18 protein-coding genes are annotated in these 25,260 nt (G+C 44.8%); 3 read left to right on the top strand and 15 right to left on the bottom strand.

The features are described 5' to 3' along the window. Nucleotides 1-133 precede the first annotated feature (133 nt). Nucleotides 134-3,577 (top strand): Spy0128 family protein, encoded by a 3,444-nt coding sequence (locus QM968_RS06565; RefSeq protein WP_414383087.1) that lies wholly within the window; start codon nucleotides 134-136, stop codon nucleotides 3,575-3,577. A 55-nt stretch (nucleotides 3,578-3,632) separates the two neighbouring features. On the opposite strand, the gene QM968_RS06560 is transcribed toward QM968_RS06565, so the two are convergent. The 9 genes from QM968_RS06560 to miaA form a co-directional block, all read right to left on the bottom strand. Continuing rightward, nucleotides 3,633-4,397, bottom strand: coding sequence for a hypothetical protein (locus QM968_RS06560; protein WP_414383085.1), 765 nt, complete (start codon nucleotides 4,395-4,397; stop codon nucleotides 3,633-3,635). Between the two features lie 342 nt (nucleotides 4,398-4,739). Next, nucleotides 4,740-5,144, bottom strand: a complete 405-nt coding sequence (locus tag QM968_RS06555; RefSeq protein WP_414383083.1) for a GNAT family N-acetyltransferase — start codon at nucleotides 5,142-5,144, stop codon at nucleotides 4,740-4,742. Between the two features lies 1 nt (nucleotide 5,145). Beyond that, complete coding sequence (locus QM968_RS06550) at nucleotides 5,146-5,856, bottom strand: class I SAM-dependent methyltransferase (RefSeq protein WP_414383081.1); 711 nt, start codon at nucleotides 5,854-5,856, stop codon at nucleotides 5,146-5,148. Between the two features lie 10 nt (nucleotides 5,857-5,866). Further along, nucleotides 5,867-6,622 carry an SDR family NAD(P)-dependent oxidoreductase gene (locus QM968_RS06545; RefSeq protein WP_414383079.1) on the bottom strand — a complete coding sequence of 252 codons (756 nt, stop codon included), beginning with the start codon at nucleotides 6,620-6,622 and terminating at the stop codon, nucleotides 5,867-5,869. A gap of 28 nt (nucleotides 6,623-6,650) precedes the next feature. Further along, nucleotides 6,651-7,142, bottom strand: a complete 492-nt coding sequence (locus QM968_RS06540; protein ID WP_414383077.1) for a hypothetical protein — start codon at nucleotides 7,140-7,142, stop codon at nucleotides 6,651-6,653. Nucleotides 7,143-7,170: 28 nt separating this feature from the next. Next, entirely contained in the window at nucleotides 7,171-8,100 is a 930-nt protein-coding gene (gene rnz, locus QM968_RS06535; RefSeq protein ID WP_414383075.1) for a ribonuclease Z, read from the bottom strand. 3 nt (nucleotides 8,101-8,103) lie between these two features. Beyond that, nucleotides 8,104-8,733, bottom strand: coding sequence for a cystathionine beta-lyase (locus tag QM968_RS06530; protein ID WP_414383073.1), 630 nt, complete (start codon nucleotides 8,731-8,733; stop codon nucleotides 8,104-8,106). After that, nucleotides 8,717-9,964 (bottom strand): GTPase HflX, encoded by a 1,248-nt coding sequence (hflX, locus tag QM968_RS06525; RefSeq protein ID WP_414383071.1) that lies wholly within the window; start codon nucleotides 9,962-9,964, stop codon nucleotides 8,717-8,719. The genes QM968_RS06530 and hflX overlap by 17 nt, the downstream gene beginning before the upstream one ends. Beyond that, nucleotides 9,957-10,844 (bottom strand): tRNA (adenosine(37)-N6)-dimethylallyltransferase MiaA, encoded by an 888-nt coding sequence (gene miaA / locus QM968_RS06520; RefSeq protein WP_414383069.1) that lies wholly within the window; start codon nucleotides 10,842-10,844, stop codon nucleotides 9,957-9,959. Before miaA ends, hflX begins: the two co-directional genes overlap by 8 nt. 83 nt (nucleotides 10,845-10,927) lie before the next feature. Here miaA and QM968_RS06515 point away from each other — a divergent pair, with 83 nt between their 5' ends. Further along, nucleotides 10,928-11,098, top strand: coding sequence for a DUF3042 family protein (locus tag QM968_RS06515; RefSeq protein ID WP_003002781.1), 171 nt, complete (start codon nucleotides 10,928-10,930; stop codon nucleotides 11,096-11,098). A 357-nt stretch (nucleotides 11,099-11,455) separates the two neighbouring features. Here QM968_RS06515 and QM968_RS06510 read toward each other — a convergent pair whose 3' ends face one another. The 3 genes from QM968_RS06510 to rexB are packed head-to-tail and all read right to left on the bottom strand — an operon-like array spanning nucleotide 11,456 to nucleotide 18,705. After that, nucleotides 11,456-11,773 (bottom strand): DUF4298 domain-containing protein, encoded by a 318-nt coding sequence (locus QM968_RS06510; RefSeq protein ID WP_009731333.1) that lies wholly within the window; start codon nucleotides 11,771-11,773, stop codon nucleotides 11,456-11,458. A 3-nt stretch (nucleotides 11,774-11,776) separates the two neighbouring features. Next, nucleotides 11,777-15,442 carry a helicase-exonuclease AddAB subunit AddA gene (gene addA, locus QM968_RS06505; RefSeq protein WP_414383067.1) on the bottom strand — a complete coding sequence of 1,222 codons (3,666 nt, stop codon included), beginning with the start codon at nucleotides 15,440-15,442 and terminating at the stop codon, nucleotides 11,777-11,779. Beyond that, a complete protein-coding gene (rexB, locus tag QM968_RS06500) occupies nucleotides 15,439-18,705 on the bottom strand; it encodes an ATP-dependent nuclease subunit B (protein WP_414383065.1) in 3,267 nt (1,088 codons plus the stop codon). Before rexB ends, addA begins: the two co-directional genes overlap by 4 nt. A gap of 158 nt (nucleotides 18,706-18,863) precedes the next feature. Between rexB and QM968_RS06495 the strand changes: the two genes are divergently transcribed. After that, complete coding sequence (locus tag QM968_RS06495) at nucleotides 18,864-19,346, top strand: glutathione peroxidase (RefSeq protein WP_371585592.1); 483 nt, start codon at nucleotides 18,864-18,866, stop codon at nucleotides 19,344-19,346. 315 nt (nucleotides 19,347-19,661) lie between these two features. Here the strand turns inward: QM968_RS06495 and QM968_RS06490 are convergent, their stop codons facing one another. The 3 genes from QM968_RS06490 to QM968_RS06480 form a co-directional block, all read right to left on the bottom strand. Further along, on the bottom strand, nucleotides 19,662-21,530 hold the full coding sequence (locus tag QM968_RS06490; RefSeq protein ID WP_009731337.1) for an ABC transporter ATP-binding protein: 1,869 nt from the start codon (nucleotides 21,528-21,530) through the stop codon (nucleotides 19,662-19,664). Further along, nucleotides 21,520-23,265 (bottom strand): ABC transporter ATP-binding protein, encoded by a 1,746-nt coding sequence (locus QM968_RS06485; protein WP_414325819.1) that lies wholly within the window; start codon nucleotides 23,263-23,265, stop codon nucleotides 21,520-21,522. The genes QM968_RS06490 and QM968_RS06485 overlap by 11 nt, the downstream gene beginning before the upstream one ends. Nucleotides 23,266-23,489: 224 nt before the next feature. Then, nucleotides 23,490-25,253 (bottom strand): glycerophosphoryl diester phosphodiesterase membrane domain-containing protein, encoded by a 1,764-nt coding sequence (locus QM968_RS06480; protein WP_414383062.1) that lies wholly within the window; start codon nucleotides 25,251-25,253, stop codon nucleotides 23,490-23,492. Between the last annotated feature and the right edge of the window lie 7 nt (nucleotides 25,254-25,260).

Here is a 25,260-nt window from a genome sequence, read left to right as displayed (position 1 = left end):
GATCGTTTATAGATCCATCATCAAATAAGGCGACTAGTTTCAAGGAGTAGAAATTAGAAGCCTTTCTGTTTTAGGATAAATCACTATATAGAAAAAGGGGAGAAGGCATGCAAAAGAAAGGAAATGAGGCCAATTGAAATCTCTTTATAAAAAGATAGTTGCATTTGTAGCTATCATCGCTGTGGTAGCCTTAGGATTGTCTGTGATCAAACCTGTCAGTGCAGCCACTGTTTCACCAACTGTCACCAATTTAAAGGCTCAGACAAGTGGACAAAAAGTTACATTTTCATTTGACTGGGATTTAACTGGGAAGTCGGTCAAAGAAGGTGATACGTTCACCATTGATGCTCCTGAAGGTGTCAATATTACGGAAGTTGCAACTCAATCCCTCCAAGCAAATGGAGCTGAAGTCGCGACCATTTCGATGACAAACAAAAAGATTACTTTTACCTTTAAAAAAGCCATCGAATCCATGAACCAAAACGTAAAAGGTAGATTCTCATACAAAGCGGAATGGGATAACACTCCAGGAAACCCTGGTAACAAAACAGCTACTTCAAAAGTAGGTTCTGAATCAGTGGTAATCACTCGTCCTGATGGACCTGGTGTATTTGAATCTGTATTGAATAAGTACAACCAAGATGGTTCCTATGTAACTAAGCAATTCAAATTAGATGCATCTGAAAACTATGCATGGATGAATGTTGGAGATGACTACTATCTAACAAAATGGTTCATCCGTATCAACGGAGATGGCAAAAAACAAGCCATCACAAACCCAGTTGTTTCAGATAAAATCCAAGCTCCAGCCGTCGATTACTCAAAAATCACTTTTGCTCCAGCTGCCAATCACGCTGCAAGTGAATTCTTCGTGGGTACTTACTTGAAACCATCCTTCACTTTAAGAAAAGGTGGACAAGTGGTTGCTTCAGGTTGGGACTTCTGGAAACATGTGAAATTCGATGCTGACGGCAATGGATTTACTGTGAATTTATCAGATGTCAGTGATGTATTCAAAACAGCTACAGACGATGAGTTAATCGTTGAATACTGGACATTAATTCCTAAGACAACTATCCGTATCGATAACAACGCTACCTTGACTTCAGATGAAATCACAACACCTCAAACAGATCCAGCCTTCTGGAACAACAATGAGTTGAAATTCTGGGTTTCTGGTGATACAACTGTGACCGTTCAGAAAGAATGGGTTGGTGACGAAGAAGCTGACCGTAAAGATATCACTGTTCAATTGTATGCTGACGGCCAAGCCTTGGAAGGGTTGACACAAACTCTTACAAAAGCTTCTGGTTGGAAAGCTGATTTCACTAACTTACCTGGTATCAAAGACGGTAAGAAGATTGAGTACTCCGTAGTGGAAACAAACACACCTGATGGATATACTTCAAAAGTTGAACCAATCAATGAGTCGAATGATATCAAAGTTGTCAACACTTCAACTAAACCAAAAGTTTTCAATGCTAAGGTGACCTTAAACCTTAAAAAAGCATTTGAAGGTGGTGAACTTAAGGGCGATGACTTTGAGTTTGTTGCAAAAGATTCAAACGATAAAGTTGTTGGTACAGCTAAGAACAAAAAAGATGGTTCGATTACTTTTGATACCATCACTGTAGACAAAGCGGGGACATTCAACTATACCATCACTGAAACAAAAGGTAGTGACAAAACCATTACCTACAGTGAGCAAACCATCACGGCTACGGTTGTAGTGGTTGAAAAAGACAATGCTTTAGTTGTAGAACAAGTTAGCTACTCTGATGGTCAAACTGACACAGATACGTTCACCAACAAAAAAGATGCTCCTAAAACAGAAAGTGTAACAGCTACACTTCAAGTGAAAAAGCTCCTTAAAGAAGGTGAAACAAACTTACCATTGACAGACAATCAATTTGAATTTGTCTTGAAAGAAGGAAACACTACCCTTGAAACTGCCAAGAACAAGGCAGATGGTACTGTCACCTTTAAGGAACTTTCTTATACTGCAGAAGGAACACACACTTACACCATTACCGAAAACAAAGGTACGGATGCTTCTATCAACTATAGCACACAAACCATCACGGCTACTGTTGCTGTGAAGAAAGCAAACGACAAACTCGTCGCTACTGTGACTTACTCAGGTGGAGATACAGAACAAGGAGATACCTTCACAAATACGAAGACACCTCCGACACCTCCAACTCCAGTTCCTCCAACAGAGAAACCAACGACCGCTCAATTTAAAGCGAAAAAAGTATTGGCGATCAATGGGGCAAGCGATCGTACCCTAAAAGCCAATGAATTTACTTTCCTTCTCAAGGATCAAAATGGTACAGTCCTTGATACCAAGACAAATGGTGAGAATGGTGATATTCTCTTCAATCCAGTAACCTATAGCAAGGCCGGTACTTTCACTTACACAATCGCTGAACAAAAACCAGCTACACCGGAATCAGCTATTTCTTATGATGAAACTGTTCATACTGTAACAGTAACTGTTACAAAAGACGAAAATGGACAATTGAATGCGGATGTGCAATACGACGGTAAAAAGGATACTCCTACTTTTACCAACACGTATACACCTCCGACACCTCCAACTCCAAGTGAAAAACAAATTACCACAAGTAAGATTTTAGAAGGTCGTGACCTTCAAGGTGGTGAATTTAGCTTTAACCTCTTGGACGAAAATGGAACTGTTCTTCAAACAAAACAAAATGCTGCAGATGGTACAGTGACATTTGATGCGATCGCCTACACGGAAGCGATGATTGGTACTCATCAATATACCATTAAAGAAGTCGTACCAGCTGATAAGGCAAACATCCAATATGATGAAGGTCAAGTGGATGTCACAGTTACCGTCACAAAAGATGAAGCATCAAATGCGATTCAAGCGGTAGTTTCTTATGGTGACAAGAAAACCTTTATCAACAAGGTGATTCCACCAACCCCACCAACAATTGATACCCCTGAATTAAAACTCTATACACTTAAAGTGCGGAAAGTGAATGAAAAGGGTGATTATCTTGCAGGTGCCGTTTTTGGACTCTTTGAAGCAGATGGGGTCACACCTGTTGCAAACCCATATGGACAAGGCCAAGCGCAAGCAATTTCTGGTCAAGATGGACTTGCAAGCTTTGTTGGATTTGAAGCGAAAGATTACGTAATCAAAGAGCTCTCTGCTCCAAGTGGTTACCAACTTTCAAATGAAGTTATCAAAGTTTCTGTAAGCGACTATGTTGCTGCTACAAACCTTGTTGTTGATAAAGGAAACGTGGTGAATAAACTTCTTCCACCTCCACCATCAACAGATAAACCGAAATCATCAACACCTCCACCATCAACAGATAAACCGAAATCATCAACACCTCCATCACCAAATGGAGATAAACCTAAGTCTAACGACAAACCTAAATCTAGTGAAACTCCTAAATCTAGTGACAAACCTAAAGAAAATAAAAAATCTCTTCCTTCAACAGGAACTGAAGATCATTTAGGACTTCTTGTAACTGGTTTGACATTCGTCGCTACAGCTATTGCTTCTATAACACTTAAGAAGAAAGAAGACTTCTAAGAAACATGAAAGATCTAGTCAAACGTGACTAGATCTTTTTTTGTATATGCTTCTCTTATTCTGGTTTGTTTTGATCTTCATAAAAAACAATTTTCCTATCTTTAACTTTGAAGGAGTAACTGATGGAATCGACGTAACTATCTTTGGAATAGTAGAAATTATAGGCACCATCTGGTAATTTACTCGCATCTAGCTTTTTAGCTGCCGCTTTTAGGTCTTGCTCCTTAACGGATACGGCATCATCTATATAAATGGTCATATCAACTAACTCTTGGTCAATTAGAGTCTGAAAAGGAATCTGATAGTAGCCAGCAAAGTCCTTCTTTCCTTCTTTAAGATTTTGGGTGGCAATGGCATCCAACCTTGCCTCTTTCTCTTCTTTAAAAAAGTCCCCAAAGAAACTAATGAAATGAATAGGGAGACCGATCTTTTGCTTCTTTAATTGTTTCTCAATTTTATCTTCCAGTTCTTTAATAGATTTCTGCTCCAAAAAAGCTTTCTTATATTCTGGAAGATGGTCATTATATGAATCTGACCAGTCACCCGCAAAAGTTGTTTTCTGTTCTAATGACACCGTTTGATCATCGTAGGTTTTCTCAGAGTAGGTGTAGCTTACATGATACTGTGGGAATTCCAAAGCAGTCCAATCCAGTTTGTTTATGGTAACAGTTCCATGCAGACCAACTTGAGCAAGCTCACTACTAACAACTTCTTTAGCCTTTTTGTAATCACTCGATGTCATGATCTTACAACTGCTTAGAACCATCGTTAAGAATAGGATGGGAACTAGGAATATAAAGGAATAACGTTTGTTTTTCATAGATCTACCTCCAAAAATAGAAAACTTCCAAAAGTTAGCTAGAGAACTAGCAAGAACTAGATGATGAAGGGGCCACACAATTTGAAATACTCCTCAACGTATTCAATGATCTAACTCTATTCTACCATTATTTACAAGGAATGTCAGGAGAAACAAGAAAAGAGAGTGGGACAGAAATCGGTAATTCGTTAGAATTCGATTTCGTCGTCCCACCTCCGCACAGTTGAGTAGGGCTGTAAAAGCTGATGAAATCAGCGTAGTAGAGCCCACTCAACCACTGCGTCTTGCTCGACAATCCAAAAACAATTAAGAGGCTAGGACTTCTGTCCCACTCTCTCTCCGTCAATTTTTATAGATCATCCCTGTACAGGCTTGCTCGGAAAGTTCGACAAAGCCGAGAGACTGGTAAAAGGCTAGATTTTTCTCGCTCCGTTCAGTAACAAGGAGCCGTTGATAGACATGTGGGAAGGTCGTTAAAGCCTCTTTTAAAAGTTTCCTTCCGATGCCTTGGCGCTGGTAATCTGGTCGCACCAAGAGGTCTTGCACCAACAGGACCGAGTGACCGTCTCCTACCAAGCGAATGTAGGCTACTAACGCTTCCTCATCAAAGACTGCTAACTGCCAAAGACTGGCTTCGACAGCTTCTTCTAGCATGGTTGGGTTATTGGTATAATTGGTCCAGCCGACCGAGCTGTAGAGTGCGACTAGGTCTGTCATCGCTGGAATATCTTGTTTGTACTCTAACATCTTAACTCCTTTTTAACCTATAGTGCTGGAAGAAGGCCATATCCCGATAAGGGGACTCCTGGCAAACGGCCAGTTCCATCTGAAGCATGGACTCTCGCCAACCCTCTTGGTCCTTGAAGCGATTGTCCTGCAAGGCATAAAAGACTCGAATTCCTTGGTAGTCCTGGACTTCGAGAGCTAGGTCTTCGACTGCTCTATCTAGATCATAGGCCTGGGCCAAGCCCATGGAGTGGGTTTCCAGATCCTGACCTGCTAGGAGATCGAGCGCTTTCTGAGTATCATTTTCAAAGACCACCGTCTGCAGGACGCGGCCAACTTCATTGTGCTTGACAATGGAGAGTAGACCTCCTGGTTTCAAGAGCCGGGTGAATGCCTTGAGAACAGACTCGCGATTCCCTACATACTCCAAGACATTGTGGCAAAGGATGACCTCAAAGCTAGCATCTTCAAGACTTGCTAACTGGTCCAGACTTCCGACCAGTTGCTGGTAGGGGTGGTCCTGGGCACGCAAGGCCACCATTTCCTCGTTTGGTTCCACAGCAAGGACCTCATTGGCTTGTGCCAGGTGGTTAGCCACGAGACCGAAGCCACTGCCGAAATCAAGGACTCGCTTGCCCTTGATATCCTGTAATTGGTCAAAAAGAATATCATAATAGATCTGTCCCCAGGGTTGCTGGAGATTTTCTAAATAGGCTTGAATATTTGCGGCCATCTGGCTCCTCCTATTTGTAGTTAAACATCTTGCTGGCTAGCTTGTCTGAGATGCGTGAGAAAAGGGTATAGAGCTTGTGGGTCAGGTTCAAGAGCCAAGGAAGATTGAGCTCGCGTTTTGCTTTTCCAAAGTTCTTCACAATTTTCTTGGCTACAAAGTCTGGTTCCAAAATATAACGGTCCACAGCCTTGACATAGCTTCCATCAGGATCTGCCTGGTCAAAGAAACTAGTCCGAATGGGGCCTGGATTAACCGTCGTCACATGGACACCAAAGGGCATGAGTTCCAAACGCAAAGCGTTAGAAAAGCCAATGGCCGCAAACTTTGTAGCAGAATAAAGGCTGGATTTGGCTGTTGCGACCAGTCCCGCCATGCTGACGATATTGACAATGTGCCCCTTGCCTGCTGCCTTCATGCGGGCACCGATCAAGCGTGAAAGCTGCATGAGGGCAAAGGTATTGACTTCAAACATCTCTCGCACCTGCTGGTCAGAAATACTATCAAACTCTTCAAAGATCCCATACCCAGCATTGTTGACCAAGACATCTATCTTTCCATAGCGCTGATAGAGCTCTTGGACGAGCTTTTGGACAGCTGATGAATCCGTGATATCGATCCCGATGCATTCTTTCTGAGGATGGTCAGCATAGAGTTGTTCTAGTTTTTCTTGATTTCTGCCTAAGAGAATGAGCCGGTCCTCAGGAAGGAGTTTGACCATTTCCTGTGCCAGACCTCCACTCGCTCCTGTGATGATGATAGTTCGCATCTCTATTCCTTTCAATGGGTTGGTCCTATTAATGAAATCTTATTCCAGCTAAGTAGTCAGCATAAGCATCATCAATGATAGGAGCAAAGAGGTGATAATCCTCCCAGCTACCTAAAAATTCTAAAGGCAAGTCATCCAAGTCATTGACTACAAATTCGGAATAATCATCCATATACTGGTGTTCATAATAGTCATTTACAAAAGCTTGAAACTCCTCTTTGATATCCATGGTTCCCAACTTACCATCGCACCAGTCTAAAAGATAATCAACGCCCAAAGTTTGCTCGTCTTTTACACTCTGGCATGCTGTTTCTTCATCAGGAGACATCGTTTCTTTCGCATCCTGCTGGATGAGCCAAGTAAGGAAGAAACCGATGTGATTGGCAGCCCAACGATAAATCTCGCGGACATCATTTTGGGTTAATGCTTCTTCTTGTAATTGATAGCTGTGCAGATAGTTGTTTACGGTCTTCTCAAAATACCAATCTGCTTTATCTAATAACCGATTTTCAACTGTCATCTTATTTCCTCTCGATGAACCTGTAACATTAAATTTCCACTTCTTCTAAGTCCTTGACCACATGGACCTTCTCAAAAATTGTTGCAGCATCCTTGCGCAATTGACTGATATCCTTGGAGAGGAAGCGGGCACTGATATGGTTGAGAAGAAGGCGTTTGGTTCCTGCTTCACGCGCCACTTCTGCCGCCTGCATATTGGTCGAATGTCCGTGCTTCCGAGCAATCTTCTCATCGCCCTTGCCATAGGTAGACTCATGGACCAAAACATCCGCATTGACTGCTAGTCGTACACTAGCATTTGTCTTCCGTGTATCTCCTAGGATCGTGATAATCTTACCAGGTCGAGGGGCTGAAATATAGTCTGCCGCAATGATTTTGGTGCCATCTTCCAGGGTGACGTCTTGCCCATTTTTGACTTTCCCAAAGAGCGGTCCAAAAGGAACTCCTGCCGCCTTCAACTTCTCTGCATCCAGTGTTCCTTCAAGGTCCTTCTGCATAATCCGGTAACCTACACAGAAAATGGTGTGGTCCAAAGCTTCCGCATAAACCGTGAATTTATCAGTTTCTAAAATTTTTCCTAGAGAGTTTTCATCGAATTCATGAAAATGGATGCGATAAGGCAGGCGAGAACCCGATACGCGAAGACTTGTCATGACAAAAGATTTGATCCCTACTGGTCCATAGATATCCAGATCCGTCTGCTCTTCATTGGCCTGGAAAGCCCGGCTAGAGAGGAAACCTGGCAAACCAAAAATATGGTCTCCGTGTAGGTGAGTGATAAAGATCTTGCTAACCTTTCGCGGACGAATGGTCGTTTCTAAAATTTGATTCTGTGTCGCCTCGCCACAATCAAAGAGCCAGACTTCATTGATCTCATCCAGCAATTTGAGTGCTAAGCTCGATACATTCCGGGCTTTTGAGGGTTGCCCAGCTCCCGTTCCTAAAAATTGAATGTCCATTGTCTACTTTCTATCTATATAAATCATGGCCGTCCGGTTCTCTGAACGGAACGAATGGTTGAAAGGATAGGCTTGAGCATGCTCAAGCAGCTCCTCCTGGTTATAACCTGACAGTTTCAAGCGTCCATCTTCCAATGTCATCAAATCCGTCAGGGCTGAGAGGGCTTCTGTTTTAGTGACCACTTCTGGGCCGGCCTCTTGCAGACAGATCTTGCCATCTTTTTCAAAGACCAAACAATGCGGAAAAATCTCTGCGATTTCGAATAAAATCGAAGGGGTGATTTCCGCCGCTGGATGTTCAGCAAAGACACAGGCTATCTCTCCATTTACATAGGCCAAGCCATAAGACTGACCTGATAAGTTGAGGCGGATAAAAGGTTTTTGTTCATTAAAGCTTTTCTGAACTGTGAACAGGTCAAATGCCCGGCTCAAGTCCAAGAAATAATCCATGGCCTCCTTGGGACTCTTCTTTTGGTAGAGCTCTGCGAAATAAGCGTTGATCACACTTGGGGGAGGCGTAATCACACGGAGACGCAATTCCTCAGGGATCGTGCTTAAAAGATTGGTCAGATAGACCCGATCGAGGCTGGTATAGCCTCCACATTTTATTGCTAAATCAACGTAATCCGTCATAAAATTCTTCCAACTTCCACTTATTTTTCTCTGCGATATAGCCTTGAATGACCTCGACATCTTCTTCAAATTCGCGCTGGTCAATGATCGCGACCGTCTCTAAGTCATGTGTCCGATAGGATTTTGAAAAGGGAACGCGAATGGTAAAGGGAACAAAGAGTTCTCTCAGTTTTTCTAGGAACAAAGCCTGCAGATCCTCACGGGCTGTCTCAGAGCGAGCTGAAATCAAGCTAAAAGGTGTCTGGGTTGGGGTAAAGTCCGTTACTTTATCCGCTTTGTTGTAGAGGGTTAAGCGAGGAATCTCCAGCATATCTATGTCTTTCATGATAGAGAGAACGGTCTTTTCATGCTCTTCATGATTGGGATCGGAAGCATCGATGACATGGACCAAGAGATCCACATTCTTACTTTCTTCCAGGGTCGACTTAAAGCTCGATACCAACTCTGTTGGCAAGTCCTGAATAAAGCCAACCGTATCGGTCAGGGTCACTTGCAGATTGCCTGTTAGGTGGATGCTCTTGGTTGTGGCATCCAAAGTCGCAAAGAGTTCATCGGCTTCATACTGGCTCTTACTGGTCAGCTGATTCATAATGGTCGACTTTCCTGCATTGGTATAGCCGATCAAACCAATCTTGAAGACAGGTGATTCCAAGCGTTTTTCACGAAGGGTTTCCCGGTTCTTTTCAACAGCCTTGAGCTGGCGCTCGATATCGGTGATTTGATTGCGAACGCTCCGGCGGTTCAACTCCAACTGACTTTCCCCAGGTCCACGAGAACCAATTCCCCCAGCCTGACGGCTGAGCATGATCCCTTGACCAACAAGGCGTGGCAAGAGGTATTTGAGCTGGGCCAAGTGCACCTGCAACTTCCCTTCATGACTCCTAGCCCGCATGGCAAAGATATCTAGAATCAGCTGCATCCGGTCAATGACCTTAACCCCAAGGATTTCTTCTAAATTGACATTTTGCCGGGGTGTTAGGCGGTTATTGACTACCACTGTCGTAATCTCATCTGCTTCGACCATCTGAGCAATTTCTTCTAATTTTCCTGAGCCGACAAAGGTCTTGGTGTCGTATTTCTCCCGTTTTTGTGTATAAGAGCCCCGGACATCTCCACCGGCTGTTTTAGCTAGGCTGGCCAACTCCTCCATAGACATATCAAAATTGTCCATGCCTTGAAGTTCCACACCGACCAATAGGATGCGTTCTTGTTTCTTTTCTGTTTCAATCATGCTCTAAAAACTCCTTTACATCTACAAGAACCTGCTCCTTGAAGTGGGGGGCAGAAATGGCGTAAAAGGTTACTTCCATCCGATTTCGAAACCAGGTCAGCTGCCGTTTGGCAAAACGCCGGGTGTTGCGCTTGAGGGTCTCACTGGCTTCTTCAAGGATTTGCTCCCCCTTAAAGTAAGGAAAGAGTTCCTTGTAGCCAATCCCTTTACTGGCTTGCACATCCGGATAATGGTCATAGAGCCAACGGGCTTCCTCTAATAAGCCCTCCTCTAGCATGCGATCTACTCGACGATTGATGCGATCATAGATCAAGGACCGATCATCATCTAGGCAGATCAGATAAGGTTCATAATCGGTCTCTTCGTTTGCTAGGTCTTTCCCCAAATGCGCAATTTCAAGAGCCCGCATGGCCCGACGACGATTGATCTGAGGAATCACAAGTCCTTGCTCCGCCACTCTTTGGTACAAGTCTTCGTCTGAAAGCAAGTCTAATTGAGCCCGATAGGCCAGAATCTCTTCATGGGGAACTTCACCACCAAGATGATAGCCTTCAAGAAGACTTTGGATGTAGAGGCCCGTCCCACCTGCAATGATGGGCAACTTCCCTCGAGCTGTGATATCCTCGATGGCCTGCTTGGCTTCCTCTACAAAATCAAAGGCCGAGTAAGACTCGGTCACCTCCCGTACATCAATTAAATGATGGGGAGCCGCAGCTTGCTCCTCTGGCGTCGCCTTGGCTGTTCCAATATCCAGCTTGCGATAGACTTGCTGGCTATCGCCACTGATGATCTCACCATTGAAGGCTTGCGCCAAATCGATCGCAAGAGCTGTTTTCCCAACAGCAGTCGGTCCCACAATCACAATTATCTTGGTTTTCATCGTTTTTCCTTGCAAAATTCACGTTTTTTCGTTACCATATATTATAACATAAATATTTAAAGTTCAGAAAAGGAGAAATTCTCATGGCTAAAGGATTTGGTAAAGGTTTTGTTACTGGTGTTGCTGGTACAGTTGCGGCTGTCGCAGGTGCAGTTTACACATTCAAGAAAAAAGTAATCGAGCCAGAAGAACAAAAAGCAGCTTTTATCGAAGAAAACCGCAAAAAAGCAGCACGTCGTCGTGTCTCACACTAATCCAACAAAAAGCCCCGGGAAACCGGAGCTTTTTTTGCTGAAGAAAAAAGTCCATTTTGGAAAATTTTCTTTTACTGGTAGGTTTTGTCAAGATAAGCTAACACAAGTAATGCTAAAAGAATTAGAATGATATATGTTATGTTTATTCAAACATTACTGAAACTTTCCGCCGTGAGAAAAGTGCTAGAAACACGATAGTTTCTAGCACTCGGGAGTTTTGAAACTTTAGGTTCAAAACTAAGTCATGGAACTTCTTCGAAGTTCGCTGACGTCCGTACTCACCTAAGGAAAGTTTCTATGATGACGTTTGTCCTCAATCTAAAAGCTCCGGTTTCCCGGAGCTTTTAGATTGAAATTTCACCGTTCTTTGATCATTTTCGTTGCGATCTCCAAGAGTTCCACTCCCATCTGAAAATGCTCGTCTAACAAATCATAGACGGCATCTTCAGACAAGACACCACAAGGAAGATCGGCTGGAAAATCAGCTTGATTGGACAGTTCCAAGTCATCAAAATAGGCCTGACTACTATAATAATCGCGCAGTTGGATATAGCTCTCTTGATGCTCTTTTAGTCGATCCACTGCTTTTTTTGTTTCTTCCAAAGTCTTGGCATAGTCGTTCAAATAACCTTCCATCCTTTGGATGCGTTCAATTTTTTCTTTTGCAATTGTCATGTGTTACTCCACTTTCACTACTTCTAGATGAGGGCCACCTAAAAGTACCAGATATTTTTCAACGTGCTCTTGGCCATAGGAACGGCGAAGAGCTTCTGCATAAAGATCGAGCTGATCTCGGTATCGTTCGACCAATTGGCTAGGGACCTTGTAGTGATCCGTCTTGTAGTCAAAGAGCAGAATCCGATCTTCTAGCACGATATACCCATCCAAGATCCCCCGCACGACAAAGTCCTCTCCACTAGCTGGATCTTTCTTCAGCATGGCAAAGGGGGCTTCACGATAAACACGAGGGGCTTCTCTTTGAAGTAAGGTTCCCAAAGGCGTCTCATAGAAAGCGAGAATAGCCTCTAGCTTGATGCGCGCTTTGACCGCTGGCTCTGCTTGGACTTGCTCCAAGGCTTGACGCAGTGTATCAAGAGTGATTGCTTCTTCAAGAGGCACGCGCTGCATGAGTTCATGGACAGCACTACCAACTTGGGCTCCTGTCACCGCTTTTTCTTGACCAAAAGTTGGGAGCTCAAAGTCAGGTGTCACGGTCTTCGCATCCATGATCTGGACGCCATTGGCATCCATGACCGGCTCGTAGAATTTCTTGATCTGGCTAGGGGTACGGACACTAGGTAAATGAATGGCCGGAGCATAAAGCTGATTGAGCCGATCAACATTTTCCAAGATATCCAAAGCCCGACGAATATCCTCTGACTGGCGGACATCCTTGAGCTGATCCAGGCGGGAATCCTTCTCCTTCTCTAGTGGCTCCAGCTGGTTCGGTGTCAGGTCTTCATCTGTCACAAAACGCGTGTCATAGGCCAGAGTATTCTTGGCAAACACATCTTGAATGGCAAAGAGCCAGTCCTGATAAGAGGTCCATTCTTTTCGTTTTTCCGGATCCAGCTTGCCATTGCGACTGGTCCCCCAATCGGTATCTCGCAGTTTGTCCTCACGGCCTTTTCCGACCAGATAGAGCTTGAGCTCGGCCCGTGTCATAGCAACATATAGAAGACGCATCTGCTCTGAAATCGTGGCTAATTTTGTTTCTTCCACATTGCCTTGGTAGCAAGGGGTTTCGATCTGCAGGCGGATAGTTTCAGGAGCAGCTGGATTCTCTGTCTCAACTGGCAGGTTCGCAACATATTTAAAGCCAATCCCTTTTTGACGGCTGAGAATGATCGGTCCTGATTGATCCTTACGGTTAAAGGCCTTGTCCATATTGAGAATAAAGACATACTTGAATTCCAGCCCCTTACTCTTATGGACGGTCATGAGCTGGACGGCATCTTTGGGTGCTGCCAGAGGGACGCTGGCCAAATCGTGTTCATTTTCGATCACCTTATCGATCATGGCAATAAAACGCGACAAGCCCTTAAAGCTGGCCTTCTCGTAATCATTGGCCCGAAGCGTCAAGGCATAGAGGTTGGCCTGGCGCTGGGCACCATTTGGAAGGCCGCCGACATAGTCATAGTAATAACGATCCTCATAGATTTTCCAAAGCAAATCATAGAGTGAAGAGGTCTTGGCAGCAGCGCGCCAAGTAGATAAAACCTGGAGGAAGTTCTCGATTTTAGCTAGGAGCTTGGCATCGATCAGATTTGCATGCTCTGCAGTTTTTTCAAGGGCTAACTGGACCTTGTGGTAGAAGGCCACTTGCTTTTGCTCTGAAAGGGTCTGCAAGGAAATCCGTGCCAGCTCATCTTCATCAAAGTCAAACATAGGGGATTTCATGAGAGCAACCAAGGCATAATCGTGCAAGGGGTTGTTAATGGTCCGCAAGGTATCCAGCATGACCATCACTTCCAGCGACTCTAGATAATGCGCCTGTCCGCTATCTGCCACAATCGGAATCTGGTACTGGTCAAAGGCTTCCAGAATGGCGTCATTTCGCGTTCGAGTCGCGGTCAAGAGTGTGATCTCTTTAAAAGGCACTTTTTCTACCCGATGGAGGCGTAAAATTTCTTTGATGACAAGGAGAATTTCTCCCTTGGAAACTGTCTCAAGTCCAAGGGTTGCTTCCTCGTCTTCGGCCTTTTCTTCCGGGTCTTGGCTACCATCATAGAGTAAAAATTCAGCCCGATGTTGTGGCAAGGCTATCCGCTGCTTGTCGCTTCCTGCAACTAGATAGTGGGTTTGATTGTAGTCAATCTCTCCTACCTCTTCGTCCATCAAATGGCGAAAGACATCATTGGTCGCATCCAACACTTCCACATGACTCCGGAAATTTTCCTTGAGAAGGATCAACCGCCCTTTTGCCCCTTCTTCTTGATAAGCCTTAAATTTATCATTGAAAATTTGTGGATCTGCCTGACGGAAGCGGTAAATCGATTGCTTGATATCCCCCACCATGAAGCGATTGTGACCATTTGACAGCAAGTCCAACATCCGCTCTTGGGTATGGTTGGTATCCTGGTACTCATCGACCATGACCTCGTGGTAGCGCTCCTGAAAGGCTTGTCTGACCTCTGGGAATTGCTCTAAAATTTGAATAGCAAAATGACTGATATCCCCAAATTCATAAGCCTTTTCTTGGATTTTTCGCTCCAGATAAGCACGAGCAAAGTCTCGGATAAAGTCCCGCAGCAAAGAGAGCATAGGCCCTTCTTCTTGGTGGAAGGTTTGTTGAAATTCCAGCTGATAGAGCTGATTTTCCAAGTCTCTGAGGCGATTGATATGAAGGTTTTTGTCCTGGTTATAAGCCGTAACTAGGTCTTTCAGCTCTTCTTTACGGGCTCTATTGGTCAAGGCTCCCCCATTTGAAGCTCGACTAATCGCCACGACTGCCTTTAAGACAGAGGTCAGTTGCCCTTTATTAGGGCGCTCTGTGAGGCTTCCAATCTGGTCGAGCACCTCTTGCACCGCTTCCAAATACTTGGCCTTACCAAATGCTTGGCCTTCATTGGACAAATGGAAGTCAAAAAAGCTCTCTGCCTCATAAAGAGCCTGCTGGATGCTCTCCATCAGGGTAGCTTCCACCTGTTCAAAATCGGTCTCCTCATAGCCTTTTAGGAAATGCTCCTCCAACCATTTCTCCGGATCACTGGTCGACTGAAGAAAGTCATAGATCTGGTAGACCTGCTCTTTAAACAAGGTCAAATTTTTGCGCTGTCCCGTGAAATTCTTGACCATCTGGACAAAGGCTTCTTGGTTTTCTCCTTGGTAATAGCGGTCAAAAACAGTCTGAAAGACTTCATTTTGCAAGAGACGCTGCTCACTGGCATTTTGTAAAATCTGAAACTGAGGCGCCAACCCAAGCAAATAGCCATAGCGCGTTAGGACCTTTTGGGTAAAGGAGTCCATGGTTCCGATATCGCTCGTTGCGACATCTGCGATTTGACGGGCCAGGTGTTGCTTGAGTTCTGGGGCATCGCTCGCTTGCAGGGCTTTTCCAAGTTCACTTTCCAAACGCTCCTTAAGCTCGCCTGCTGCCTTGACCGTAAAGGTCGAGATAAAGAGCTCCTTAATCGAAATGCCTCGCTGGATCTGATCCAAAATCCTTTGCACCATGACAAAGGTCTTTCCTGAACCAGCAGAGGCCGACACCAAGATATTAGTCCCCGAACTATAGATGGCATCGATCTGTTCTGCTGTTCGCTTTTGCTCCTTGGTAGAGGCTGCCTCTTGGGCCTGAAGGGCCTTGATTTCTTCTCTTGTCAAAAATGCTTGTTTGATCATTTGTTCAAGACCTCCTTCATCTTCTCGATCCAAGCGGCTTTCACCTTTTCACCGCGTATTCCTTTTTGGTCTAGTTTGGTCAAGAATCTTGCCTGACCGAGGTGACGATCGGCTTCAAATCCAGTGATGGATTTAAACTGCTCCACATATGGTGCGATATTGCGCCCATTTTCACTATAGGGATTGATGGCAAATTGCCCCTTGAGGATCCCTTCTGCTGCTGTTTTATAGAGATAAGCGTTGTACAAGAGGAGCAGGTCCAGCTCTTCCTTACTCAGCATCATGGCCTTGTTCTTATCATAGGCCTCGCCCAGATAAGACGCCTGATCTGCCATAAAGAGCCCCTTGTACTGTTGACTTTTCATAGTTTGATTGATGGCGTCCTCGACTGTCCTAGTCTTTTTCAGATCCACTAAGGGATCTCCCATTTCCAAATACATGGCTCCGAAAATCCCTTGCTCCGCTTGGTATTCCTTCAGATCCTGAATGGCAGAGAGATAGGTTGGCAATTGAGAATTCAGGCCATTAAAGAACTTGTCATAGTGGAATTGCGTCAAGCTCGACTTGTAATCCACAACGCCAAGAGCTCCTTGTTCTCGTAATTTGTCAATCCGGTCCACCTTGCCTCGTAGCTGCAGGAGACGGCCATCAGACAAAGGATAAGAGGTATGGGCGCTCCCTCCAAAGAGGGTCTCCTCACCAATGGTCTCGATGCCATTTTGCTGGGCGAGGACACGCCCCGTTGTTTTAGCGGTATCAAGAAGCAAGTTTCGAATAAACTCGGTCTCTCCATTTTCTCCATACAATTGCTGGAACTCTGCTTCTTGGCTGGTTTCTCGAATCGCCTCGCTTAAGCGCTGATCAAAAGCTTGATCGGAGCTGTCTTTTAAGACTTTTTCAAAGATTCGGTGCAAGAAATTCCCATGACTGCGAGCGTCTGGCCGGATCGTCTCATCTTCTTGTAAGCCCAAGACATAGCGCAGATAAAAGGCATACTGGTGCTTGTAGTATTCATTCAAGGCAGAAGCAGATAAAGTCAAGGCTTTGCCCTCTGGATAGAGCGCTTGAAGCGTATCCGACTGGAGCTGGCGACTCTTCAATTCCGTTGAAATTTGAGGAATCTGGATGCCTTCAGCGGCCAATTTCTTTCGCAAGACCCGCACGGCCACACCCCAAAAGCTGGCTTCTTCAGGAGACAACTCACTCGTAATTTCTTCTTGATGGAGTTCGATCACGCGCGCTAAGAGGGCTCGGTAGGTCCCGATATCATCACTCGAAGCTTGGGCTTGTTTGGTCTTCCACTCGATGGCAATAGGCTCCTTGGCCAATTCTAGAAGATAAGGAGAGACACTATCTTCCGTTTCATTCACCAAGCTAGGGGCCGATAGGACCAACTGCTTGGTCGCTGCATTGAGTAACGAAACCGCCACAAAGCGATTCTTCTTGAGATTTTCGCTGGTCACCACCTGGAGCTCTGCTCCTTCTTGGGTGGCCTCATTGAGCTGCTGACGCTCTTCTTCACTGAGAAGCGAGGTATTCTGCGCGATCTTGGGAAAACGTTCCTGGGTCAGCCCGATCGCGTAGACATAAGGTGCTGTCAAGGGTTCAATCAAGTCATAGGACTGAACCATCACCACATCGACAGTAGCAGGAACTGTCCGGTATTGAGACAATTGCATCCCCGATAAGAGGAGGGCCAAAAAGTCATCCACTGTCAGCTCTTGGTCCTCAAAAACCAGATTCAATTCTTCTAAGACGTGGAGGAAAGCCTTCCAGACCTGGTCATAGCGCTCCTGCTCTTCCAAAGCTAGATCCTTGATCAAAGCTTGTAAATTCTGAGAAAGCTGAGCCTCTTGCAGAAACTCTGTAAAGGCCATTAAGAGATGGGTCACCTTTTGTTTGCGCTGTGAAAAGAAAGGAGCTAAAGGTTCTGCGACGCGTTCCCGGAGAGTATTGAGCCCTTCCAAATTAAACTTACCCTGACGATTGCTGGTAAAATGCTTGTGAAATTTTGCAGCCCCCTTTACTTCCGCAAAGCGAAGGTACTGCTCAAAAGAATCGACTTCTTCTTGGGTCAAGTCACTATACAGACTCGTTTTCAATAGATTGATGATGTCTTCGGTCTGGTAATTGAACTGCTTGATCCGCCACAAGGATTCAATGACCTGAATCAAGGGATGATGGACCATGGCTTCGCTTCGTCCCAAGTAAAAGGGTATCTGATACTGATCAAAAATGGTCTTGAGTTGCAGTTGATAAGCTTCTACATCGCCTAGCAAGACCCGAATATCCCGATAGCGTGCCCCATCATGAAGGCGCTGACGGATGGATTTAGCAACAAATTCCAACTCTTCTTTTTGTGTATTGGTTTGCCAGAGTTGAACAGCAGTTCGATCTTGGTTCTCCAGTTCATCTTCCACTTGTGAAAAATCGTAACGCGCTTCTAACATGCGGGTCATGCGACTAAAGGAGTCTTCGATCGCTTGCCCACAATACTGAGGCTGTACCTCAAAAGTCTTTGCCAGCTGAAGGAGAAAGTCAACACTGGCTTGGTAAAGATTGCCCTCTCTAAAGCTTGCCCGATAGGCTTTTTCACTGGCATAGACTCCGATGACAATCTCCACTCCTTTTCGGTGAAGGAGACCAATCAAGGCCTCTTCTTCCGCAGAAAAACGCGTGAAGCCATCGACGACGATCGCCACATCCTTTAATTGCTCCTCTAAGTGCCCTGCTTCGACCTGATTGAGGAAAACGGCCATCTTGGACTGGGATTCATACTGATGCTGGACCAGCATCTCAGAGACCGCTTCAAAAATCGCCAAGAGGTCCTCTCTTTTTTCAGCTTCCCCGAGCAACTCCAAATCTGTAAAATCCATCTGGGCTGTCTGTAATTCATGGTAGAGCTGAACCAGTTGCTGGATAAACTGAGGATCCTTGCGCAGGGCTCCGTAAACTTTAAGATCCTGGTCCTTCATGTGGGAAAGAGCTTTAAAAAATAATATGCCTAGTCCGATGTCATCTAAGGCTTGCTCCTCAAAAACCTGATTCAGGATGAAATAACGGGCCATTTGAGCAAAGCGCGTAACGGTTATGGTAAAAGAAGCCTGACCTTCTAAATAGGACAAGACCTTGGCTTCTTTTTCAAAGGAAAGAGAGTTAGGTGCAATGTAAAACACACGCTTGCCATCTTCTACTAACCTTACGGCTTCTTGCGTCAGGACCTGGGTCAAGGGGGTCCGAACATCCGTATAGAGTAATTTCATCCGATCCGTTCTCCTTTTAGCACTTTCTTGAGAGCTTTTATCTTCTTATTATATCATTTTCACAAGTGGGACTAAAGCAAGAAGTCATGGTCCTCTTGGCCCAATTTTAGGATATTTGTGCTACAATTAAAGATGAAAAGACAGAAAGGATAACACCTATGACCAGCATTTATGATTTTTCTTTAGAAAACCAACAAGGGGAAGAAATTTCTCTTTCCCACTACCAAGGTAAAGTCCTTATCGTGGTCAATACAGCAACAGGCTGTGGCTTGACCCCGCAATACCAAGGACTGCAAGATCTCTACCTGCGCTACAAGGAAAAAGGGCTGGAAATCCTAGACATCCCTTGTAACCAATTCATGGGACAAGCTCCAGGAACTGCAGAAGAAATCAATAGCTTCTGTAGCCTCAACTACCAGACCACCTTCCCACGATTCGCTAAAGCCAAGGTCAATGGTAAAGAAGCCCTTCCTCTTTATGACTGGCTCAAAAGCCAAGCAGCTGGACCACTGGGCAAACGCATTGAATGGAACTTCGCAAAATTTGTCATCGACCGACAAGGCCAAGTCGCCCAACGCTTCTCCTCCAAAACAGAACCAGCTGCTATGGAAGACTTAATCCAAGAATTACTTGAAAAATAAGCAAAAAAGCTTGAGCGCTGGCTCAGGCTTTTTTTATGTAGACAAACTATTTAGAAATAAGTTAAGCGATTCTGCAAAAAATAATAATGAGTTCTAATTTTTAAAATGAATCAAGAAAATACCAAAACTTTCCGCCGTGAGAAAAGTGCCTGAAACAATTAAGATTCAGGCACTCGGAATTATTGAGACCTTAGGCTCAATAATTAGTCATGGAACTTCTTCGAAGTTCGCTGACGTCCGTACTCACCTAAGGAAAGTTTTTAAGATGACTTTGTCTTCAATCTATGCCTGAGCCAACGCTCAAGCTTTTTTGGTTTAATCAATCTCAAGTCCACCGGTGTACAAACGGTGATAGGTTCCTTTTTCTGCCATCAAGGAAGCATGGTTGCCTCGCTCGATGATGCGTCCATGGTCCATCACCATGATGACATCGGAATTGACAATCGTCGACAGACGGTGGGCAATGACAAAGACAGTCCGACCTTCCATCAAGCGGTCCATCCCTTCTTGCACCATCTTCTCTGTCCGAGAGTCAATGGAAGACGTCGCTTCGTCCAGAATCAAGACTGGCGCATTGGCAAGGGCTGCACGGGCAATGGCGATCAATTGTCGTTGACCATTTGAAAGGCCAGCCCCATCATCTGTCAAGACCGTTTCATAGCCCTGATCCAAGTGTTTGACAAAGGAATCCACATTGGCAATCCGAGCTGCCTCAAGGATCTCCTCCCGCGTTGCATCGGCACGGCCATAAGCGATGTTTTCCGCAATCGTACCAGTGAATAAGTGGGTATCTTGAAGAACGATTCCGAGGGAACGACGAAGAGAATCTTTCTCAATCAATTTGATATCGATCCCATCATAAGTAATCATTCCGGATTGGATATCATAGAAGCGGTTGATCAAGTTGGTGATGGTTGTCTTCCCTGCACCAGTCGCACCGACAAAGGCCACTTTTTGACCCTTATCCGCGTACAAGTTGATGCCATGAAGGATTTGTTTCTTCCCATCATAAGAGAAATCAACATCATCAAAGACCACATTTCCGACCATCTTGACAAGCTGGTAATCTCCATTTGGACGCGGGTGTTTCCAAGCCCATTTGTTGGTTTTCTGATCGGTTTCGACCATTTCTCCATCGACCAGTTCATAATTGACCAGCGTCACTTTTCCTTGGTCGACTTCTTCTTCTTCGTCCAAAAGATCAAAGATACGATCTCCACCAGCCAAGGCCATCAGGACAAAGTTCAATTGTTGAGAGACCTGGGCAATGGGACCCGTGAAGGAGCGGTTCAATTGTAAGAAGGCCATGAGACCACCAATGGTTAAACCACCGATGCCATTGAGGGCAATGATCCCACCGATCAAGGATGTCAGAACAAAGGAAACATTTCCTAGGTTCCCAAGAATCGGCATGAGAACATTGGCATAGCGATTGGCTTGGTAAGAAGATTCAAAGAGTTGGTCATTGATCCGATCAAAATCCTCGATGCTTTCTGCTTCGTGGACAAAGGCCTTGACCACCTTTTGACCCGACATCATTTCTTCAATAAAGCCATTTTCGATCCCTAAGTTCTTTTGTTGGGCCCCAAAGTAACGGCCGGACTTACCAGAAACATCCTTGATAATAAAGAACATAACGATGACCATAATCAGAACAATTAAGAACAAGAGCGGACTGACGGTCAGCATGGTAATCGTTACCCCAAGGATCATAATCGCTGAGGATAAAAGTTGGGGAATGGATTGTTCAATCGCTTGGCGAAGAGCGTCAATGTCATTGGTATAGATAGACATGATGTCCCCGTGTTGGTGGGTATCAAAGTAGCGAACGGGCAGTTTTTGCATGCGAGCAAACAACTGATTCCGAAGGCTTCTAAGCGAGTCTTGTGAAATGGTCGCCATAATCAAGGTAAAGCCATAGTTGGCAAGGACCCCGATCAAACAGATCAAACCAACCCTTGTCAAGAAGGACAAGAGCGGTCCAAAGTCATGGCTGTTGGACGACAGCATGGGCTCCACATAGACGTCGACCAAGGACTGAATCGAAGCTATCACATTGACCGTCGCAAGAGACGATAGAATGATTAAGATAAAGGAAACAATCAAGGACAGCTTGTAGTTTTTCCATAGGAAGTCCAGTAGGCGAAGGAGTGAACCTAGATTTGCTTTTTTCTTAGTTTTCATCTGCTACTCCTTTCCCTTGTGTTTGCATTTCATATACTTCTTGGTAGATGGCATTATTGGCAAGCAATTCCTCGTGGCTACCGATGGCATCGATTTGCCCATCATTCATGACGATGATACGATCTGCATCCTGAATAGAGGATATCCGTTGACCAATGATAATTTTGGTAGTCTCTTTCAAGCTCCTTGCCAATCCTTGACGGATCAAACTATCTGTCTTGGTATCGACCGCTGAAGTCGAATCATCCAAGATCAAGATCTTCGGATTCATGAGGAGAGCACGCGCAATACAGAGACGTTGGCGCTGTCCACCGGAGACATTGGATCCCCCACGCTCAATCATGGTGTCATAACCCTCTTTGAAATCTTGAATAAATTCATCGGCTTGGGCAATCTTACAAGCTGCGATGATCTCTTCATCCGTCGCATCTTTATTTCCCCAGCGCATATTTTCTTTAATCGTACCAGAGAAAAGAACATTGGTCTGAAGAACCATGGCCACTTGCTTACGAAGGGAATCAAGATCGTATTCTTTGACATCGTGGCCTGCTACTGTCACCCGACCAGACTCGACATCATAGAGACGAGGAATCAACTGTACTAGACTAGACTTCCCTGATCCTGTCCCCCCTAAGATACCAATGACTTCCCCTGAACGAATGGAAAGGTTAATTCCTTGCAAGACATGGGTCTTGTCGCCATTCTCATCAGTATAGGCAAAGGTCACATCTTCAAAGTTGATGGATCCATCTGCAACTTCTTTGATTCCATTTTCTGGGGAGACAATCGTCGCTTTGGTCGTCAAGACTTCATTGATCCGCTCGACAGAGGCCATAGAAATTGACAGCATGACAAAGATCATCATAAACATCATGAGCGACATGAGAATGGTCATGGTGTAGCTAAACATGGAGGTCAAATTTCCAGTAGAGAGTTGACCACCAACGATTAGATGAGCCCCAATCCAAGAGATCAAAAGGAAGGAAGCATACATGGAAAGCATCATAGCTGGGCTACTAAAGACAACGATACGGATTGCCTTCATAAACATGTTGTAAATCCGGCGGGAAGCTTTTTGGAATTTAACCGTTTCGTCGGCTTCTTTAACGTAAGACTTCACCACTCGCATATTGGTAATGTTTTCCTGAATGCTGTTGTTAAGATTGTCATAGGATTCAAACACTTCTGTAAAGAGCGGATAAACAATCTTCATGATGATGCTTAGAACAGCTGCCAAAAAGATGGTCACATAGACAAAGATCATAGCCATTTCCGGGTTGATCAAAAAACAGGCCGCAATGGCAAAAATCAAATTGAGCGGTGCCCGTACACAGATCCGGATGACCATTTGATAGGCATTTTGCACATTGGTCACGTCCGTCATCATCCGAGTAACCAGACCACCAGATGAGAACTGGTCAATATTTTCAAATGAGAAGGTTTGAACCTTTTTGAAAATGGCCCGACGAAGGTTTTTAGCAAAACCAGCTGAAGCATAGGCACCATAACGGGCAGACTGCATCCCACAAAAGAGGGAGAGAAAGGCACAGACCAGCATGAGCCCACCGTAAAATAGGATATTGTTCATGTTTCTTTGTTGAACACCCTGGTCCAATAGACTCGCCATGACAAAGGGAATCGAAATCTCAAACATGACTTCAAAGACCATGAACAAGGAAGCCAAAATCGAGGGCTTCTTGAATTCCTTGATCTCGGAAATTAAGGATCGAATCATCATTACCTCCAAAGTTTTTCATACTTTTTTCTGCGGGAGAAGCAAAGCTTTTTCCCACCGAAAAATAGGTCAAAACACACAAAATTCCCTGAGGGAAAGACCCTAGGGATTACGCATGTATACTAATTAAGTATCATTGTATACTAATTTCACAAAAAAAGCAAGATTTAAGTCAGCTAAAAAGGCTTCTCCTATTTTGAGAAACCTTTAAAGCAGAGTGCCTCTTATTCTTCCTTAGACGTAGCGACAAGATTTAAGACGCGATCAAAGTAGGACTTGTTTTGTTTCAAATCTTTTTTCAATCTTTGAGCCTCTGTCAATTCATCCGTAATCAAGCCATCAATGGGTTGTTGCAAATACTTCGTCAACTTCTGCTTGTCATTGATGGTCCAGACATAGAGCTCTTTTTTCATCTCATGGGCCTGGGTCACCAATTCCTCCTGATAAGAAAAGTCTTCAATCGCAAAGAAGTCTACCAAATTATTCTCAAAGCGACCAAATTGAATGGGAATAACATAGCCAGTCTTGATCTCAGGAGCTTTTTTCTCGACCTTTTCCATGACCGACAGATCCAAAGACATAGCCGGATAGTCTTTCTCGATCCCCAAGTCCCGCATCTTCTGGACGAAAAGATCCACGTAGTTTTCCGGTTCTGTACCGTGAGGCTTAAGCTCGACCAAGAGCTTCATCTTCAATTCTTTGGCCCGTTTAACATATTCTTCAAAAGAAGGGATATGACTCGTGTGACCATCCTGCTGAATCTTGAGGCCTTGCACCTCAGCTAGGGTCATATCTTTCACATCCTTGTCCACCCCAGCAAGGCGCTTGAGATTGTAGTCATGCAGGACGACAAATTGATGGTCCTTGGTGAGAAGAATATCCATCTCTGCATAAGCCGCCTTTCCCTTGGCTGCTGCTTCTAAGGCTTCCAGGGAATTTTCTACCCCTTTAGAGACGTCTCCTCGATGGGCGATCAGCTTGATCTGATCATTGACTTTTAGGGTTGCCAGTTCAAAAGCTGAAATCCCCGATTGGACTATGAGAAAGACCACTGTCAGAGCAAAGAGCCCCTTCATCTTTCGACTGCCTTTGGAGCGCATGACGGAACGGCTCGGTACTTCCCATGCAGAATCCAAGATGATGCCGAGCGACCCCACCTTTGTCAAGACTGTAAAAATAAACAGGAAGGTCCGAATCAAGACCAAAAAGATGGTCTCCACCCAGAAATACTGCCCCTCTTTATCGATCACCGTCAAGGTAAAGACCAGACCCAAGACCAGCAAAATCCCTAGAAAGGTTAAGAGAAACTCAAAGGACAGAATTCTCCATAAGAGACAAAAGCTTCTTCTTTTGGTCATGCTCCAGCTTTTTTTCAAGGCACGACCAAATGGCAGCTCCTCCACCACGAGGTTGGGAACTGTATAGATGAGGCGAAGATTGAGATAGAGAAGGGTCAGCTGCACCACTAAGAGCCCGATGGAGCCCATCGTGGTCTTTTCAAACTCCCCTGTGATAAAGGTTGGAATGTAAAGACCATCTGTCAGGGTCGATCCAATCAAGACACCTGCGACAGGCAAGGTCAAAAGAAGATAGAGCAGAAAGTAAAGCAGGTTTCTCCCCGACAAATCCTTCAAACGACCAAATGATTGCCGCAAGACCTTTTTAAAGGACAAGTGTCGGTCGGTTCGAGATAGGTAAATGACCGAAATCAGGGTCCGCATCTCCAACATAAACAAGAAAGCAAAGACCATGATAAAGACCAAAAGAGCCAGCAAGCTTAAGGGATGGCTCATCACAGAGACCAAGTTGTTCTTATCGATATTGGCCTGACCAGCAAGCAAGACTGCCAGTTGAAAGACCCAGCTCAAGGCCGCAGCTCCAATACCAACCACAAACTGCAAGAGGATCCCTACAGAGATAAAGGACCATTTATAGCGCCAGATTAAGTAAAAGGCCCCTTTCAGGTCCTGCCAGTAACTCCGTTTCATCTCAATC

It is taken from the genome of Streptococcus sp. OMI870, from assembly GCF_047460295.1.
In the GTDB taxonomy this organism is placed as follows: Bacteria; Bacillota; Bacilli; order Lactobacillales; family Streptococcaceae; genus Streptococcus.
The sequence above is the reverse complement of the archived record's forward strand: the minus strand, read 5'-3'. Positions and strand labels throughout refer to the sequence as shown.